This is a genomic window from Paenibacillus sp. J2R1T-4 (assembly GCF_059692235.1).
The window spans coordinates 187,386-205,487 of record NZ_JCAUBA010000008.1 but is presented as its reverse complement, the minus strand read 5'-3'; the positions used below and the strand labels follow the sequence as shown (position 1 = coordinate 205,487).

Genomic DNA, 18,102 nt, shown 5'->3' with positions numbered 1-18,102 from the left:
GCCTCCTGTATTCTTCTGGTTATGGTGCAGATGACAAGCCTCATGCAGTGTGATCTGCATTCGACGACGCCGCTAAGGTTCCGAGAATAATGCTTTCGTTCTCAGGCACCAACGGTCCTCGGAAGCCATGCAGTATAAAGGCATCTGCTTCATACCCGCCCTCTTGCAAAATCTTGGCAGTCGGGATATAAGTAGACACGCCGTTACTGTATCCCAACACGATTATTATAGCACCGTCCTTGCCTAACATCCGCTTGATCTTAAGCGCATACTCAGCGGGTACCTCTCCTTCGAGAGTAACGATCTGGATCTGTTCACCAAGCTTCCAATGCTGAATATATTGCGGAAGAATCTCCCTCACATTGCCATCCTGTATCGCATTCAGCACTCTTCTAGCCGCACGCCGCTTATAATCAGTTGAGGTCTCGTCATTGGCAATTGCAGCAACCTGCTCGGTCTTCCAAGGTTCTGTGAACAGTCGGACATCATCCATCCGAGCTCTCAGCTTGCCTTGAACTTCTGTAATGCCGCCGCTTTCTACAACAGACTGAACGTCATTCGCCAGCTCCACCCCGGCCTCGTACATCTCTTCGACTGTAATCGCTTTGAACCGTCCCAAGTTGTGATCAACGGTTTTCACGGGTTTAATATCTGCTGCGCAGCCTTGCAGGAATACCGCTATCGACCCGGGATACAACTGCTCCAGCTCCGTGCACGCTTTACCCACGAACTCAGCCGAAATCAAATGTTTTCCAATACAAGTAGGGTGACACGCATAGCTGAATAGCAATCCTTCAGTCAAGCCGTCAGAACCGATTAATTGCACAACAAATAAATCTTTATCTGTGTCAGCAGTGAAGTTCGGCCAGAACTTCAATCCATCTTCTGTCATCATTCGACGACTGACACCTGCATCTGAGGTACCGGATTTCAGCAGGATCGTCCCTTCCTTCAAGCTGTTCAGGCAATGCTTAGTCATTTGAATGATCGTGTCGCGAAGGTACAAGAAATAACGGATATCTACGCTGTAGTCGAGATCTCCTGCCTGCTCCGGCCAACGATCTTGTCCCATGCTGTAGCCGCCTCGTCTTCCGTAACTTGCTACGTCCCCCGTCAAATAGACCGAGCAGTGCGTATGGGAGAAATTGATCAAGATCTGGTCCCTTTCGAATCCAAATTCCTCCTTTAAAGCACTCTGGATACCCCGAACAAAGCTGCGGTCTCCCCCAAGTGCATCCAACGTAATAATCACAAGCGTCTGATCGTGATCGGCCTTGATTAGCGTTACAGTGGCATAAATATCATCGAGTACCCCTTCGCTTTTGTGATCCCTGCCGCCGAAGCCCGCTAGAAATACCGGGTAATCGGGGGTAATTCTTTGTTTGGCAATACCGAACTTCATTATGTGTGTCACCTCCGTCAATTCTAAATGATTTAGATAAGAGGAGCCCTGCTCTTGCATAGGCTCCTCTTTCAGATTAAAGCGGCGGATTCGCAGATACGGTTGTCAAGACAAGGAAGCTTCCAGCGGGTGCATCGACCGTAACGGAGCCTGTTGCACCGGAATTAACGGTGCTGCCCTTCGTCACTTTTCCCTCTCCATTGCTATTCCAGATCAGAACCTGGAAAGCGGTGTTGGCTGGCAATCCGCCTATACTGAATGAAGCCGGTGCGGAGTCTCTGTTCAGAGCGAAAACAGTCCAATCTCCTGACGGGCTTCGGAACGGTGTAATCAACTTAGCCCCGGCAATGCCGCTGTTACCTAGCACCTGCCAATCCTTCCCAGTGGTGTTCCCCATAAGCCACTGCATGTAATAAGCAGGCCGCAGCGGCCACCGATCCTCACCAGGTTCAGGATTAAACCGGTACCCGATCAAAGAGTAGTTCTGATACGTGAAATCATATTGTGCCCGATAGGCGTCCCACTTGGACATTCCCGTGAAGCCTTGATTGACGGCCAGCATGTTGAACCATGCGTGCTGGAAGGCGAGAATGTTGGTCTCAGCAATTACTGTACCGTCTTGGTAAATTCCAGGATCGATGTTGGTCAGTTGGCCGCCTCGGTAAGGATTAGCATTTTTTATCGGATCTTGGGGATTGTTATTATTGAGCTTGATTCCCCGTACCCCATACTCGGTAATCGACATCGGCTTGCGTTTCTCTGGCGCAATATTTTGATAAATGGTATTGATATCGGTAAGCCTCTTCAGCATGTAAGCCGTATCCCAATAGTTCCAGTAAATGTGGACGGACCAGCCATCAAGCACGTCGCCCATATAGTCCGCCATGTGCGTGAACCAAATCAACTGGTTATTAAAAACCAAGTCTCCGCCCACAAATCGGATTTGATCCCGAATTCCCGCATCGCGAAGGTGGCTGTCCAGCAGTCGGTAATACTTCTCGTACAGAGCGGGTTTCACCCATGTGGTGTTGACCTCGTTCTGAATCGTAATTTCCTGTACTGCCATCAGACCGCGATTGTGTACCAGATCGATTAAGGTATCCGCGAACTGCCGCATGTTCTCCTGCATGAGCTCCTCCTGACGCACAGGATTGTCGCCTGGAGCCCGTTCTATGAACCACCACGTCACATTTACGGTTGCTCCTGCTTCCTGAGCGAGCTCCACCGTTTGGATGAACGACTCCATGCGATTCTCATTGCCGGGATCATAATTGACAGGCGAGAGGAATATGCGGGTTAGGCCAGGCTTCATGTCCTTTACCTTGGCCTCGACATTCTCCACCTCTTTGGGCGGCTCGTTGCCTACAAACCCCCGGGCTGGGTCGTTAAGCGCTGTATACAGATGCATATTCATTTGAGCGCCGTAGCCTTGAAAGTTGGATACAACTACCTGATCCGCATTTACGGCGAGTTCAGTCACCGCTGTATCGGCATTTAGCACCTCGGTATTCACCGACTCCGCCGTTTGAACAAGTGCTTGAACAGAAATCTTGAAACCGAGGGATACATCCTGGAGGTCTAGGGTAAGCTTCCCTCCCGGCGAAGGTAAATCCTTTTCGTTGCGAGTGGAGATATGTTTCCCTGTATCGTCATAAGTCTTAATTTGCAACTTCTTGATCGTCTCCGGCGCAGTTCCACCAGCTTGCGTTGCCGCAACGGTTAAGTATAGGTTGGAACCGGTTGCTTCTTCCAGAGCAATTGCGGTCAAAGTATAATCGGATTGTGCACCGTTCCCTTTCGAAATACTGGAGGAAGCAGCTACGGAAGGTATGAGCATAAGCAGCATCAGCAAGGCGGATAGAATGATTGCTGTTCCTTTTTTTCCATTATTCGGCATTAGTAAATCCCCTCCCCAGAAAGTGATGGATCTTCTAGTACTACTCCTAGTTCTGTTAGGCTTTTACTGCCGCCTCCAAGCCCAGTCCTCTGTAAACTTTTACTATAGCTTCGATTATTTGATCCACTTCCTCATCCGTGAAATGCGGTCCTACTGGAAGCAGCGTTACTCTGGAGAGCAAATCTTCCGCATTCGGGCACAAGCCCTCCTTATAGACAACCGGGTTTTTGAACGGATAATCGAATGGAAAATTGTTCTTGTCCAACGTTTTGGGGTTCATCAAAGGCGGCTGCAAGTAAATCGGCTTACCCCCGTACATTAACCAAGAGAACACATTCTCCGCATTAATTGCCTTAATGAACGCTGAAGCATTTTCACGGGTAGGATGAATGATTCCGAGTACGCAGCAAATATCGCCCTCTTCATCGATCGTCCGGCGGAAGCGAATACCCGGCAGCTCTGCTTGCAGTGTTTCCTGCATTCTCCGGTGATGCCTCCGCATGCTCCCAATGATCGTGTCCAGTCTGTTCCACTGTTCCAACAACACGGCGCCGGTCATCTCGTTCATTCGGTAATTTAATCCGACTACTGGTTCATGCACAAACCCTTCTTCAAACGCATACCTTCCTTTGTCACGAAAGCCGCCTTGGTCATGATAACGGACTGCCCGCTCGAACAGCTTCGAGTTGCGAGTAGTCACAGCACCGCCTTCTCCTGCCGTTATGATTTTTTGCATTTGAAAGCTAAATGCGTTTATATCGCCGAAAGAGCCCGTGTATTGCCCTTTATACTTGCTGCCAAGTGCTTGAGCTACATCCTCAATTACAGGTACGTTATGCTTTCGCGCAAAAGCCATTATCGCGTCCATCTCAGCTGATTGGCCGTTAATATGAACGGCGATTATAGCGCGCACTTCCTCATCCATCACCCTGTCCAGATCAGCGGGGTTCAAATTGAGTGTGTCATCCATGTCTGCATAGACCGGCACTGCATTACTGCATATAACCGCTCCGGCTGTGGCTGTAAAGGTGTTACCCGGAACGATGACCTTGTCGCCGTAGCCGATGCCGAGTGCTTTTAGCGCCACCATAAGGGCAGCTGTTCCTGATGTTACGCCTAATGTGTAGGGCACGCCGAATTTCTGAGAGATCTGGTTCTCGAGCTGTTCTACACAACGAAGCTGATTGGGCCCGTAATACCGAAAATAAGCTTGCGAGCGCGCCACCTCTGTGACTCTACTTGTTTCCTCTTCTCCAGACATGAATGCCCCCCTGAGCATTGGGGCATTGAGTGGTTCGCTTCTAACCGGCTTGCCGCCGTGCAAAGCTAACTTTTCCATTATTCGGCCTCCTGTTTCTATAAATATGATGCGGTTCGCTAAATTTAAGTATCCGCTTTCATCGTACTGGATCGAAAATACGTTATCTATGGTTGATTTTGCACAATTATTTCAATTTCTGCATAAAAAGAAGATACGGATTTTCCGCTTTGCGGCTGTTCGCGTTCTCTACGTAAAGCATACGCCGTCTATCCTTATCTAGGACAGACGGCGTTATTTATTTCCATATACAAATATCGTGGTTATAGTGGCACGCCGCTTACAGATAAGCCATGTTACTATTGGCAATTTAGGCCATTTCATCACTCAGGCACTAATTAGCCAACTTCACTATCCCTTATTTCCTCGTTGTTACCCGATTTTCCTCAAAATCCGCGTAATAGCCAATAGTAAAGTTTGCTATCCTAGAAAAAGCCGGCTTTTCCTCCCATATAACCTATACTGGCACTGGCTAACTGATCTCCTCTGGACCTAAGCAGCTATTGTTTACTAGCACGCTTCAACCTTACACTCTCGTGCGTCGCCTCAAGGTGGCGAAGGAAATCGATCGCGCATTCTACCATCAGCTTAAGCAGCTTTTCACCTTTTTCTTCTGTAGCCGCCTCGGGGTACCCCCAATAACCGTCCTCTGTGAGGTCAGCTACATCGAAGTAGTCCATATAATCCTGCGGTACGTTTACTGCGTCTGCTTGGGGAACGGGCTCGAGGACATGCTCCGCACAAAGATGCAGCATAAGCGATGTTTCCTTCTCGCCCCCGTGAATATCCCCTTTGGAATGCTCCATTACTTCCCCTTGTCGGCCCAGTACGATGGAGCTATGAATTAGAATAACTTCAGCATCCACACCTCGATCGGCAAAATCCCGATTCAACTGCCGAATGGTCGGCTTAAGAATCCAGTTTCCGCCATGGCCATTGACCAGAATGATTTTGCGGTATCCTGAATATTGCAGGGATTCACAAATATCCCGAATCACAAGCGCAAGCGTGTCTGCCTTCAAGTACACCGTTCCTCTGGACTCCCGGTGTTCAATCGAAGAAGTTACAGCGAGTGCAGGCAGCAAATAAGCATCGAGTGCTTCCGCCAACTTCCGTGCAAATGCTTCAGCAATAATGGCATCCGTTCCAACTGGCAGATGACTGCCATGCTGCTCGATCGCACCCACTGGCAAGATGGCCGTAATGGAGCTCGAAGCTGCAAAATCGCGTTTGTTATTATATATTGTCGGCATTTCCCTTCATCCCCTTACACATAATGTTCCAAACTTACGTTCAACTAAGACGTCTTCGGGCACGGTCTCGCCAAGCAGAAGGGGCCGCCAAACGACAGGACGCTCGACATCGGAATCATGCTCCACCGTGACCATACCAGCGGAATCAATCCCCCGAATAGTCATTCTACGTCTAGCTCGTTCCCAATCATTAATCTGTCTCCCTGTCCAGAACACGAACCCTTGCCGCTTCGCCTCAGCAACCAAATCACTAAGCGCCTGACGAACACTTTCTACACTGTGAATACGACCTTGATGAAATAGGAAATGGGCAATCCCCTCTACTCGCCTCACCTGCTCCAGGAAGGGTGCCACAACACTGAAGTCCGTCATCTGCGGGAGATCCTGAGTTAGAAATCCGATTTCCAGAACGTTGTAAAGCCGATTGCGCTCGTTCGCCCAAGCTACAGGGTAATAAGCATGGCATGTCCCGAACAGAAACCCAACGCTCCCTTTCTTACTGGGTCCACGGGTCTGATCGCTCTCAATCCCGCAAGATTCACACCAGTTGAAAAGCTCGCCCCAACCTTCAAACCTGGTAAAATGATTCTTATTGCTCGTTATCCTGGCATCACCTGTTACGGTCTGAAGCCATTCGAATTGTCTACGAAAATCGTCTTGCTGAAAGCGGCCGCCCTCATAGAAATTCGAATTGAAATGGAGCGCCAACTCGTGCCCTGCCTCAAGAATCTGTTCGTGCACCGAGTGACTGTAACCCGCCTTCATCATGCACCAAGTAGTGTGAATCCCGCATTCCTGGAGCACCCGCATCGTTGTCTCTGCGTCCTCATCGTGATTACGGTCGCTGTCATGTGATAACATAGCCACTTGTCGAATACCTTCAGGCCAATAACCAATGAACGGCAATGTCTTTCCCCGCTCACGGACGAGCTCCAGCAGATGTCCGATTACCGCTTCCCGCCATAAGTCTGCATAGGGATGGGCAAAATATACGGCCCCGGTCTCCGTCACCTTCCGATCCGTCGACCAGTCCTGCTCAAGCATATCCTCAGCTTTAAGAATGCCATCGTCCAACCAGGCGGTTCCATCAAGCGCAGGCGGTCCGTCCTCCGTTAATGGTCTCGTCCCCTGCTGTAATCCCACAATGGTGTGCAGCACGTCCACGCTCCAACGCTCCAAACGTCCCGACTCAACCGCAAACCGCTGCAGAACAGAAAAGGGTGCACCATTGGTGGAGCTTACACTTACACCTGCTCCTGCTCCTGCACCTGCTCCTGCTCCCGTACTTGCACACGCACCTGCTCCTGCTCCTGCACTTGCACCTGCACCTGCTCCTGCACCTGCACTTGCACCTGCTCCTGCTCCTGCTCCTGCTCCTGCTCCTGCTCCTGCTCCTGCTCCTGCTCCTGCACCTGCTCCTGCTCCCGTACTTGCACACGCACCTGCACCTGCACCTACACCTACACCTGCAAGCCTCTCTACTCCAGAGCCTTGCACCGCAACGCCCACTGATTGTTGCAACGCAATGCCGCTGCCCTGAGTCGGTTCCGAACGCTCCTCCCAGGCAATCGCTCGTAGAAAGCGAAGCGGTCTGGCATCAGCCCACTCCGTCTCCAGACGCGCATAACCTTCCCCTACTGCTGGGTGCTTCATGCAGCCGAATGATTTGGCAAAGTGGTTCAGCCCTCCGTACGTAACCGCGATTCCGCCTTTAGTCATGTACTTGTGCAGGATTTCGTAAGCAGCAGGCTGCTCTTCCATGGCCGCAATAATAACCACATCGAAGCGGCTTTCTAAAATATGATAGGTTTCATATAACCACTCAAATGGAATACCTGCGTGGGACAACACTTCACCAATGTACCCTTCAAATACATTTAACCCGTAGCTCCATTTGGCCTCAGCGGCCTTCCGATCGAGTAGCACACCGATTCTGGCAATCTTCATACGAATTGTACCGTCCTTTTATTATAAGTTTCTCGGGTGTCTCTAGATGCGATGTTGGATAATAACGCCTTCATAGCCATCCGGGATTTGAATATCCAGCTCTACATCCTTAGGTGCCCATACTTGCAAATGAAAGGTAGAGGCGTCCTCATCCAACCGCCAGGACACCTCAATACGGCCAGCATGGGGCAATGGTACAGCCCCCCGACACCAGCTCAACCCACATGGCTGCGGCGCGATAATGGCCTTCCTCCATCCAATGTCCACTCGGCGGACGCCTAGTACATAAGCTCCAAGGAAATACGCCGGCGCGGCCGACCACGCATGGCAGTGACTTCGTGTCAGGAATTTATCGTTTTGACGATTCGTAGAATTCGGGAACATCTCCCAACAAGCGGATGCATCTTCATCGATCATTTGCCTGTAATTCCTACGAATATCATCCACAATCGAAGGCATCTGCTTCATTTCCGCAAGAGCTTCATAATAAAAGAATGACATAAACGGACTGCCAATCTGCACAAAATCCTCGGGCGGTGCCGAGATTAACGCTTCGATCCGCTCGGCCTTAGCCAGGTCCGGGGCTCCGCACAGATGCGCCACAACCTGCGTCTGCATGCTGAAAACTTCCGATCTCCTGCCGTCCGCATGGATACAGTCCAAGTAGGCTCCCCGCTCTTCCGACCACAGGTGGCAGTTAGCGGAATCCCTCAACAAGCTCGCTGCAGCGACAAAACGTTCTTGATCCTCCGTCTCACCAAGCAGACCAGCAGCCATTCCAGCTGTTCGAAGCGCTAGGGTCAGAAACAAATGTTGGTGGGTAACAACGCCCTTACTTGGCGAATCCATCTGAGCCCACTCGAGCAGATTCCAGCCCTGGAAATCAAACAATCCATCCTCGTTTATACATTCCAGGTAGTGATCGAGCGTGAATCGGATGTGCGGCCATATGCGTCGGACAAAATCCTCTTCTCCTGTCTGCTCATAATATTCCCAGCAGGCGATAACCCAGAAGAATGTCCAGTTCGGAATAACGCTGCTCCAGCCGCTCGGGACCTGGCAAGCGTAATACGGGGTTTGCTCCCCTGAACCTGGCACCAGCCCCAGCGAATGCCGCGTAATATCCTCTGCTCCGAACACATAATAGGCTACAAGCGCTTCATTGCGGCTATCCCCCACCCAGAACGTCTGTTCATAGGTAGGACAGTCAACGAAGGTATCTTCCATGCATAACCGAACGGTCTCGCGGCTGATTCGCCAAATATCGGTCAGCAACGTGTCGGAGCAGCGAAAATCCCCGATGTCAGCTACCGGGAACAAGCTTTGCTCCATCCGGACGGAGTGCAGACGAATTGCACCGGCCTCTCCGCCCCGTACAGTAATTGCAACATATCGCAGACCCCTGCGAACGAGGGATTCATACATTTGGCGGCCTTCCTTGCATATATATCGGATCGTATTATTCATCTTGTAAGTATGCTGCCGCCAGCCGTCACGCATATATTCGAAGCCATAGAAATCAACGATGGTTCCTTGCGGTGCTTCGAGCTCAAATGACAGAAAGCCAGAGAGGATCTGGCCAAAATCAACAATAAGTTCCGTGTCATAGCCTTCCCGCAGAGGAATAGTGGCGGAGCCACGGTATGCGATTACTGCATTATGCAGTTGTCTCGGTACTGGAGCGGCCAAGCTCTCCCGCTTCCAGACACACTTGGTGAACACATTGTCAGGATCTACGAATTTAGCAGGAACAGCATGAATCCATGAGGTGAACCGCTTCAGATCTTCTACGCACGCGGCAGTTCCAGCTTCGCCGAATGCAGGGTGCTGTGCAGCTGGCATCTGATCGACAGGTCGAGTTGTATTCACAGACGTTTCGAATGGACCGATCGAGATGAATTCGGAGTCGGAATCATTCCGCCTCGCGTCATCCAATGGTGAAACTACTCGAAGCGGCACGCTGCAGTCCACAGCGAAATACCAGCCAACCGCGAGATCAGCTCCTGTAACATCGAATAGGACCAAATTATTCCCTTGATTCAGCTGAATTTCCAAATATCGTTCCGGATCTTCTCCATAAAATTGCTCACGATTGTACCAAACTCCGTTGACGGACAGGGCACCGAACAGGTTTGTATTGGTAAAACCAAACACCGCTGCTGCTGCACGGTCAGCTTCAATGACGGTTGCCAAATAACCTGTAAATGTGACGGTATTCATGTGATCTTCGCTGCCAGGTACCATGTGATTACGCAAATCTATATGAACCGCAAATGAGATTGGCTTTACATGATGAAGCTCTTCTACACGTACTGGATAAACCGTCTGCTCGGTCAGGAATGGAATAGGCCGAGGTACCAGCTCTTTCCACGGGTCCATGCCTGGATTTCCAATCTCCACCGCTCGTTCCCAGAGATCGGTACAATATTGCGGCTCGAACCAACACTCGTCCCACAAACGGGCGTCAATCGACTCGGCGAATGCATTCTGACTCGACATCCGCGGCGCACGAGCATTTTGACCGCGATGCCTGGAGGTGACCCATGTGCTGTCCGACCCAAAAGCCTCCGCAATCTGATCCCCCTGAAGCAGCTCCAGATTAGTGATTAGTCCGCCGCGTCCGCGCAAATAGTAGAACGTGGAGACTCCAAAATGCATAACCAGAACTGCAATGGTATTCGTCTGATTGGGAATCAATTCTCCGGAAATGTCATAGACATCCATGTACTGCCGAGATGGCCATGATCTCGCCGATCCCCGTCCTGCTCGTTTCCCGTTAATATACAACACATATCTGGAATCGGCCGCAATTCTAAGTGTGGCTTGATCCCAACCGCTGCCTGGTACCATAATCGTCTTTCGGAAACATCGCCACTCGTTGCGCGGGCTGATCTCTTCTCCGCCCCATATCCATTTGGCACTTCCCGACTGTAACATAAGCAGCCCCCTCACTAGTCGATTTCATCGTACATCGGAGGAAGGGCTGACGGTATGGTTTTATTTTCACAAATATGGTGTAATCGGACTTATGGTAAACCGCTTTCAAATCGAATCGTTAACTAATACCGAGGTTCGTGCGATACTCGCTAGGAGAGAAATCAAACGTTTTTTTGAATACTTTGGCAAAATGAGCGTACTCGTTAAATCCCGTCGCGTGTGCCACTTCATATACCTTAAAGGATGGATCACCTAATAGCTCCATTGCTTTTTTCATCCTGAGACGTGTAATGTGCTGGGTACAGCTCACACCCATTTCCGCACGGAAGCATTTGCTGAAGTAAGTGGCAGACATCCCTACAGCATCAGCGATTTCGCCTAAGGATAGCGATTCTTTTGAAAAGTTAAGCTGAATGTAGTCCAAAGCGTTCAGAACAATACGATGAGAGCCCCAATTGCGCATGCGGCGAATCTCGTCCATTAGGGTGTTGATCAGCTGCTCCACCTCTTGCATAGGATGGGTGGATGTAGACAATTCCCTAAATTCCGAATGCTCCTCCATCGACAGCTTCCCTCCGCTAAGCTGTTTAAGCTCAGCGTTAACCATTGTCATCCACTGCATACACAATTCCACCGTCTGACTCGTACCAGTATCGGCACTGCTTCCGGTGGCCACCCCAAGCTCCTTTACTTGCTCCCAAACCTGCTCTTCTTGCAAAAACCAAATGGACTCCGCCAGCTTCTGAATGTGCACCTTATGGTCTGACAACCAGACTTGCTTACCCATCAATTCCTTTTGTCTGTTCTGATGCCGCTCGTATACTCGTCCTAAGGTCGCAACCACTTCATCCGGGTCAACAGGCTTGAGTAAATAGTCCATAACACCATGCTGAAGCGCCTCGCGAAGATAAGAGTAGTCATTGTAACCCGATACGACTATTATTTCCATGGAATACCCTCGCTTGCGAATTTCCCGGGACAACTGCAGTCCGTCAAGCTCAGGCATCTTGACATCGGTAATAACAAGGTCTGGCCGAAGCTCCTCAATTTGTTTCAGCGCCTCCAACCCATTATCAGCAATGCATACTACGTGAAAATGGGGAAGCTCACGTTCTATAATGTGGGTCAAGCTGCGTTTGACAGGAGCTTCATCATCAACAATCAAGACGTTCATCCTTGTTCCCCCCATGGAAAGTATAGTTCTATTGAGGTACCTGTATCATCTGATTGGGCTATATGCATCCCGTATTCAGCTCCGAAGGTGAGCCGGATCCGGCTGTGCACGTTCCACATGCCTACTTGCTGATCTTCCGCTAAGCGGAAGTCATAAGCCGCTTGCTCCAGCTTGACTTCTGCGAAGCTCGCATTCAATCGGGTCACCGTTTCTTGATCCATTCCTGTCCCGCGGTCACTGACCGTGACCGTATACCGATTGCCTTCTACACGTCCGGAAATCCCGATCCACATCTTGCGGCCAGCCTGCTTGTCATATCCATGCTTGAAGCAGTTCTCGACGATCGGCTGCAGCGCCAGTCTGATGGTCGTTGCCTTTGCGAGCTCCTCCTTATCTAAATCCAATTCGTACTCCATAGTCGCAAAACGTTCCTGTTGAATACTCAGGTAAGTCCGAAGATGCTCGAATTCCTCCGAGAGCGGCACCTGGCTCTTCATATCTCGCATGTTATAGCGGAACATTTTGGCGATGGCTACAGCCATCCGACTGACCTCTTTCACCCCTGCTTCAATGGCATAAGAATTCACAACCTCCAGCGAGTTGTACAAGAAATGCGGGTTAATCTGTGATTGCATCAGCATGAGACGGGACTCCATCTGCCGCAGCTCCAGCTCTTTCTCCTTGAGCTCGGCTCGGTGCACAACCTCAACCAATCGACGGATCTCGTCAACCATGCTGTTGTAGCTTCGATACAAGCTGGAGATTTCAATAGCAGAATGGTTCTCGGGGGCCCTCGCCTCCAGATCGCCAATCTCAGCCTTTTTCATCAACCGTTGCAGCGACTTCAGCGCCCGGGTCATTACGAACAAAATGGTGCACATCACCATCAAAGCGAGGAAAACGAGTACAGCCCCGATCGCTACAGTAAGAGAATTTAATTGAGCCAGATCTCCAACAAGGTCATCCATCGGAATGCGATTAACGATTTGCCAATCGGCGAAATCCAATCTGTTATACACAAGCAGGTGATCCCCATCCTTAGCCCCATTAATCTCTGCGTGCTTGCCTTTGCGAACAGACAGATCAGGGAAGGAGTCGTTCATCGGCTTTCCCCAAAGGTCAGGGTTCTCGTGATAGATAATATTACCTGTGCGATCATAGACCAAAAAGTCGCCAGAACGATCCAAGGTTAATGTACGAATCATCTCAGCCAGGGACTGGAACTTAACGTCAATGACCAGCAGCCCGTCAGACCGATAATGAAGGTTGTTAAACAAGTTGCGAACTATAGTCAAAACCGGAGCATCGTTAATCCACCGAATCCCCATAATGTTGAAATTGTAATCATCAGCAGTCTCCTCCGCATATAATCGGTAGGCTTCTTTTGAACTAAAGGTATTATTACTGCTTGCTACTAACCCAGCGCTTGAAACAACAGCTATGTTGTAAATGTCAGAACGACTAAACAAAATATTGTAGAATACTTCATTATCCAAGCGGTGTGTATAGACGAACTGCTCGTAGCCTTCAAATGATTTCAAATCAATAAAATCTTTAACGAGCCGAGAAGTGAGTACAGGTGAAGTGGCCACATCCAGCTGCTTGAAGTAGAAATTCAGTTGTTCATTCATGAAATCAGCCTGTTGTTGGCCTTGTGCTACTGCTTTCTCTTCAATCATACGACTTGCCTGGCTATACCAGTAAACGCTGAATATCAAAAAAGGGATAAAAAAAACGAAAACGATCAAAACGATTAGCCGCCTGAACAAGGAATACGACTTCATGTTTGTAAACAGCCTGCTGACGCTTACTCTGTTGATCAGGTTCAATTAATTCCACATCCCTTGAATACGTTTACATAAACCTTTCACTCATCCACCTATATTATATCATTATAATACAATTCATAAGGATCCATCTAGTCCTTATCTACTAGTAAATTAAAGAAAGACCTCCACTTGCACCTGTCAGGTGAAAGCGAAGGTCTTTGCATGGTTCATCGTTCTACTCATTAAATCGTTTGCGATAACCGCACTTCCTGCATAGCTCTTCCACTACTTCTCGTCTGGAAAAGCCGTCATACAGCCTGTTCGCCCGTTCACCTTCGATAATCTCAGAGAAAGGCGTTTGATTAATATTGCCTAGATTAATGACCCCTTCGCCATCCAGACAACAAGGAATAACCGTCCCGTCCACCAATATACCCGCCTGATTGCGGAGTCCATGGCAGAACCCTTTACCCTCGTCTTCCTCTTCCTTCAGATCGGGCCATTTGAACTCATGATCTTGATTGAGATAAATTTGTTTAGCGATTTTCACACCGCTTCCCCGAGCAAATTTGGATTCAATCTTGAAGTCCAGGTCGAAGTCCTTTTCAATCATTTCGAGAATTTGGCTATTGCGGTTGCGCTCGATATTCGTTACATTGTCTTCTGTCAAATTCCACAGTCTCAGTGAAATAATTACATTCGTGTGCTGCACGGCTTCCTTGGCAAAATCAAGGACCGTCGCCACGTACTGCTCTTTGTTCGTAGATCCTTCATGTCCATCAAAGCTATGCAAGGAGAAATTCATTTGTCGAAGCGCCGGCTTGTTCATGAGCTTATGCTTCACTTTTGGCAGCAGGGTTCCGTTGCTGGTGATATTCACCTTGAATCCCCTCTCATGGCTTAGATCAAGCAGCTCATCAATTTTGGGATGGAGCAAAGGCTCGCCCTTCACATGAAAATATATGGAATCCGTATGAGGTTTAATTTCATCTAATATTTTGGTAAACGCATCGACTTTTATGAAATTAGCTTCGCGCTTGGTTTGCGGGCAGAAGGTGCAAGCCAGGTTGCAGACACTTGTGATCTCAATGTAAAATTTCTTGAACGTTTTCATCTCTTATTCATCCTCTTCCAATCAAATGCGGGAACGCTTGTCTTTCGTTGTTCCATCTCTTCATTATACAGTCTAACTTGGAAAAAGAAATGGCGTCCTCCTGACCCTAAATTTACAAGGAGCCATACCTGACTGTTATGTGTCAGGAATGGCTCCTTGTCTCATTTCATTGGTTTCTTTTCATAGCGGCTTTTTGCAGTCTATTGAACTGATTAAGTAGATGATCAAGCTCTATCGAACTCCGCAGGCATCTCGGGTCAGCAATTCCATAAGTCTCGACACATGCATTCAATTTCAACCTCTTCTCGTAAATAGCCTCCTCAATCGCATATCGTAGTTCTGCATCTCGATTATGTTGCGGTTCCAAGTGTCCCTGTTTCATAAGCTTGTCTTCCTTATGGATACTTGTATCACCCATAGGTTCTTTTTATTCATTGTGCAAGCACTCCTTCTCATTGGTATGTAGTAGATATGCGCAATTGAGAAGAAGCTATACGAGGCGGCAACCCAGGCGGCGGCTTAGACCATTGATTCGAAGCAGATAATTGAGATCGATGATAATTCTGGTGAATCATCCTCGGCGGCTGCAACAAAGTGTTCGCGTAGAACACTGAGCTTCCAGAGAAGGCTCCACTGCTTGAACTAGAGGAGATACTCCCTATATCAGCACTGCTGCCAGGAAGTACAGTAGTCAACCAAGTATTTATGGCATAAAATCCTAGCGGTTGAAAGTTCCATGAAACCAAGTTAGTCCATGTACTGCTTTCGTCCGAAGCAATCGGTTCGGTTGATGACAGGGACTCCGTATAGATCTCACAACCCGAGGCACTTGTCTGTTCATCATCATCATCATGACTCCAAGGCGGGTCTGCTGCAACCGGTTGAAAAGGAACTTGGCTTTCCTCAGCAGTCTGACCTTCCTCTTCAGGTGGAATCATCTTCACCGGAACAGGTGTCTGGACACTGACAACGGTGGTGCTCGGCAACTTGATATCAGTCTTGGGGGCGTGGACCTGTATAACAGCAGGTTCCACAGTTAATGGTTGTTGTTGGTTCTCCGTTAACGGAGCTTCCGCCTCAATCACAGGTGTGTCCAAGTTAAGGATCGGGATATCCGTCAGTATCTTTGGTACAGACACTTTCACATCCAACGTGACTTGGGGGAGTTGATCTGTCTTAATCTGGACATTTACTGTTGGGATGTCCACTTCCAATAGTGGAGTATTCACGGTAATGGAAGGCAATTGCACCTTTAATTCCGGTAACAGCCCTCCGCCGATACTTATTCCGGATGAAGACGTCGATGCAGGTTCCGAAGGTCGCTCCGCTATATCCGGCTTCACAACTGGAGACGCCTTTTCTTCCCCCGTCACAATGTTAGATACTATAGGGAGCTCGGATACTACCGATGTAAGGCTATTTTGTACCACACCAAGAACTCCACGCGATTCTGCAGGCGGAGGACTATCCATGGTCTTTTGATCAGAATTAGTAGTTTTCCCTGTAAGGATTTGGAGCGGATCTAACAACGACGCTTCCGCTTCCTGGGGGAATGCATACAGCTGAATGACGACAAGAGTGAATAACCACCCCATAATCATACGCCATATTACCTTTCTCTTCCCTACAAAGCTTATTCCCATGCTTGTCTCACCTGCTTCTCAGACATCTTAGAAGGCGAAAGAATCAGAATCATTACTGTGTAAGTGAGGAGAACTCGTATTCCTACGAATCGCTCTAATCAAATGTATTAGACTGTTTTGGCAATATTGAAACAAAATGTTATATATTTTTTTTATTATTTGTCCCGATCTTCAACTAGTTGGGCATCTACATCAATAATATCTTGATTATCCCTAGCTGCTTCCCCGAAGAAATCGACCATTTTGTCCTTTGCCTTCTTCTTTACCTCATTATCTATACTCATAGCTGCAGCACCGATCGCTAGGCCTAATGCGCCCAAATCATCTACATAACCAACTACCGGCAGGATATCAGGCACCAAATCAACTGGGAGGATCAGGTAACCTAGAGCACCGTAAATCTGAACCTTGGCTTTGAGGGGAGTCTTCGGACTTTCCAACGCATAATATAACAACAAACCGCTGTAAACGACCTTCATTCCAGCATCTTTGGCGTATTTCTTCAGCTTGCTCCAGAATCCGTCTTCAGAAAAGTGCTTCTCGTACTTGGAATGTTCCATGATTGCAGCACATCCTTTCAGCCGTTATTTATTCGGACTCCGTCTTAGCCCATACCCGCTTCTTCATGAGTAAAGGGGACCATTGCTTGACTTTAGCCTCCGCAGTATTCGCCACCACTAATGTTAAGAGAAGCCCGGCCATAGCACCTAACACAGACAAAGGTATGGTCCACAAATGATCAGGATGAGCGAAAAAAGGAATAAGCGAAACGGCTAAGATAGGAGGGGCATTCCATTTGAACTTTTTAATCAACCAGATCGTCAATAAACTATTGCAGAATAAAGAAAGAACACCAGGGTTAAGCAGAAACAATAACGTCCCCGTTATGGAAGAGATTATGGCCCCAATCGCGATTCTAGTGAATTCTGCTATGTTCAATGACCGTGATAGAAAGAGAAAGCTGAATGCTCCGAGCGTAGGAAAAAACAACATGTGAAGAACAGGCCCCTTTAAGGAAAGCCAATAAATAAACATGATATACAAACAAATAGCCACGGTCTTGATGTTCATCTAACCCTTATTCCTACTTTCTAAATTCAATTGTTACTATTTTACCCCCCTTTACGCGAACAGTAAATAGCCTCCGTTTATTTACATTATAAACGAAGGCTATCCCTTACAACTGCTATTCATTTATGAACTTCCCTACCTTTTCATCCAACATGCATTACATGTCATGGATCAGATTATACTTGGCGACATGTGTCTAGCATGTCAGTCCGACAATAGTTCAACTTCTTATGAGTTCCCACATGCCCACAGTGTACGAAAAAGTTTTCACCGGCTTTTTCTTTAGTATACTGCTTCCAGCATGCTTCGCTTACCTAAGTCATTGGACTATCCCCTCTCATTAGTAGTTATATTTTAATCAGTTCAAGGCGGTTCCATAGTTTATTTGATAGCCTGTCCTCTATTGAAAGAAGAAGAACTATCCTATAGGCCTAAAACTGAGTAAAACCGTGTAGTAGAGGTGCTTATTATGTATATACCCTGCTTCTATCCGAGTGAAACACCATTTTTAAAAATTATTTTATTTTTATTGAAGGGCTCTGTTATCCTTGATTGTTGATTTCTGACCATAAGGGCC

13 protein-coding genes are annotated in these 18,102 nt (G+C 48.3%); all 13 read right to left on the bottom strand.

The annotated features are described in order from the left end of the window. Positions 1-40 precede the first annotated feature (40 nt). On the bottom strand, positions 41-1,402 hold the full coding sequence (locus AC58QD_RS15860) for a neutral/alkaline non-lysosomal ceramidase N-terminal domain-containing protein (RefSeq protein WP_497334864.1): 1,362 nt from the start codon (positions 1,400-1,402) through the stop codon (positions 41-43). Positions 1,403-1,478: 76 nt separating this feature from the next. Beyond that, complete coding sequence (locus tag AC58QD_RS15855; RefSeq protein WP_497334862.1) at positions 1,479-3,299, bottom strand: hypothetical protein; 1,821 nt, start codon at positions 3,297-3,299, stop codon at positions 1,479-1,481. Between the two features lie 55 nt (positions 3,300-3,354). Next, positions 3,355-4,638 carry a DegT/DnrJ/EryC1/StrS family aminotransferase gene (locus AC58QD_RS15850; protein ID WP_497334860.1) on the bottom strand — a complete coding sequence of 428 codons (1,284 nt, stop codon included), beginning with the start codon at positions 4,636-4,638 and terminating at the stop codon, positions 3,355-3,357. A gap of 479 nt (positions 4,639-5,117) precedes the next feature. After that, on the bottom strand, positions 5,118-5,870 hold the full coding sequence (locus tag AC58QD_RS15845) for a creatininase family protein (RefSeq protein WP_497334858.1): 753 nt from the start codon (positions 5,868-5,870) through the stop codon (positions 5,118-5,120). Positions 5,871-5,876: 6 nt separating this feature from the next. After that, positions 5,877-7,817, bottom strand: coding sequence for a polysaccharide deacetylase family protein (locus AC58QD_RS15840; RefSeq protein WP_497334856.1), 1,941 nt, complete (start codon positions 7,815-7,817; stop codon positions 5,877-5,879). Positions 7,818-7,859: 42 nt separating this feature from the next. After that, positions 7,860-10,754, bottom strand: coding sequence for a family 78 glycoside hydrolase catalytic domain (locus AC58QD_RS15835; RefSeq protein ID WP_497334854.1), 2,895 nt, complete (start codon positions 10,752-10,754; stop codon positions 7,860-7,862). Between the two features lie 118 nt (positions 10,755-10,872). Beyond that, a complete protein-coding gene (locus tag AC58QD_RS15830) occupies positions 10,873-11,928 on the bottom strand; it encodes a response regulator transcription factor (RefSeq protein WP_497334852.1) in 1,056 nt (351 codons plus the stop codon). Continuing rightward, complete coding sequence (locus tag AC58QD_RS15825; RefSeq protein ID WP_497334850.1) at positions 11,925-13,676, bottom strand: sensor histidine kinase; 1,752 nt, start codon at positions 13,674-13,676, stop codon at positions 11,925-11,927. The genes AC58QD_RS15830 and AC58QD_RS15825 overlap by 4 nt, the downstream gene beginning before the upstream one ends. Before the next feature lie 256 nt (positions 13,677-13,932). Further along, positions 13,933-14,811 (bottom strand): radical SAM/SPASM domain-containing protein, encoded by an 879-nt coding sequence (locus tag AC58QD_RS15820; protein WP_497334848.1) that lies wholly within the window; start codon positions 14,809-14,811, stop codon positions 13,933-13,935. A 166-nt stretch (positions 14,812-14,977) separates the two neighbouring features. Further along, positions 14,978-15,193 (bottom strand): Spo0E family sporulation regulatory protein-aspartic acid phosphatase, encoded by a 216-nt coding sequence (locus AC58QD_RS15815; RefSeq protein WP_497334846.1) that lies wholly within the window; start codon positions 15,191-15,193, stop codon positions 14,978-14,980. Positions 15,194-15,263: 70 nt separating this feature from the next. Continuing rightward, positions 15,264-16,454 carry a hypothetical protein gene (locus tag AC58QD_RS15810; RefSeq protein WP_497334844.1) on the bottom strand — a complete coding sequence of 397 codons (1,191 nt, stop codon included), beginning with the start codon at positions 16,452-16,454 and terminating at the stop codon, positions 15,264-15,266. Positions 16,455-16,609: 155 nt separating this feature from the next. Continuing rightward, the gene (locus tag AC58QD_RS15805) at positions 16,610-17,014 is read right to left on the bottom strand and encodes a YkvA family protein (RefSeq protein ID WP_497334842.1); all 405 of its coding nucleotides are present in this window, start codon (positions 17,012-17,014) and stop codon (positions 16,610-16,612) included. A 28-nt stretch (positions 17,015-17,042) separates the two neighbouring features. Continuing rightward, on the bottom strand, positions 17,043-17,525 hold the full coding sequence (locus AC58QD_RS15800; protein WP_497334840.1) for a hypothetical protein: 483 nt from the start codon (positions 17,523-17,525) through the stop codon (positions 17,043-17,045). Positions 17,526-18,102 lie beyond the last annotated feature (577 nt).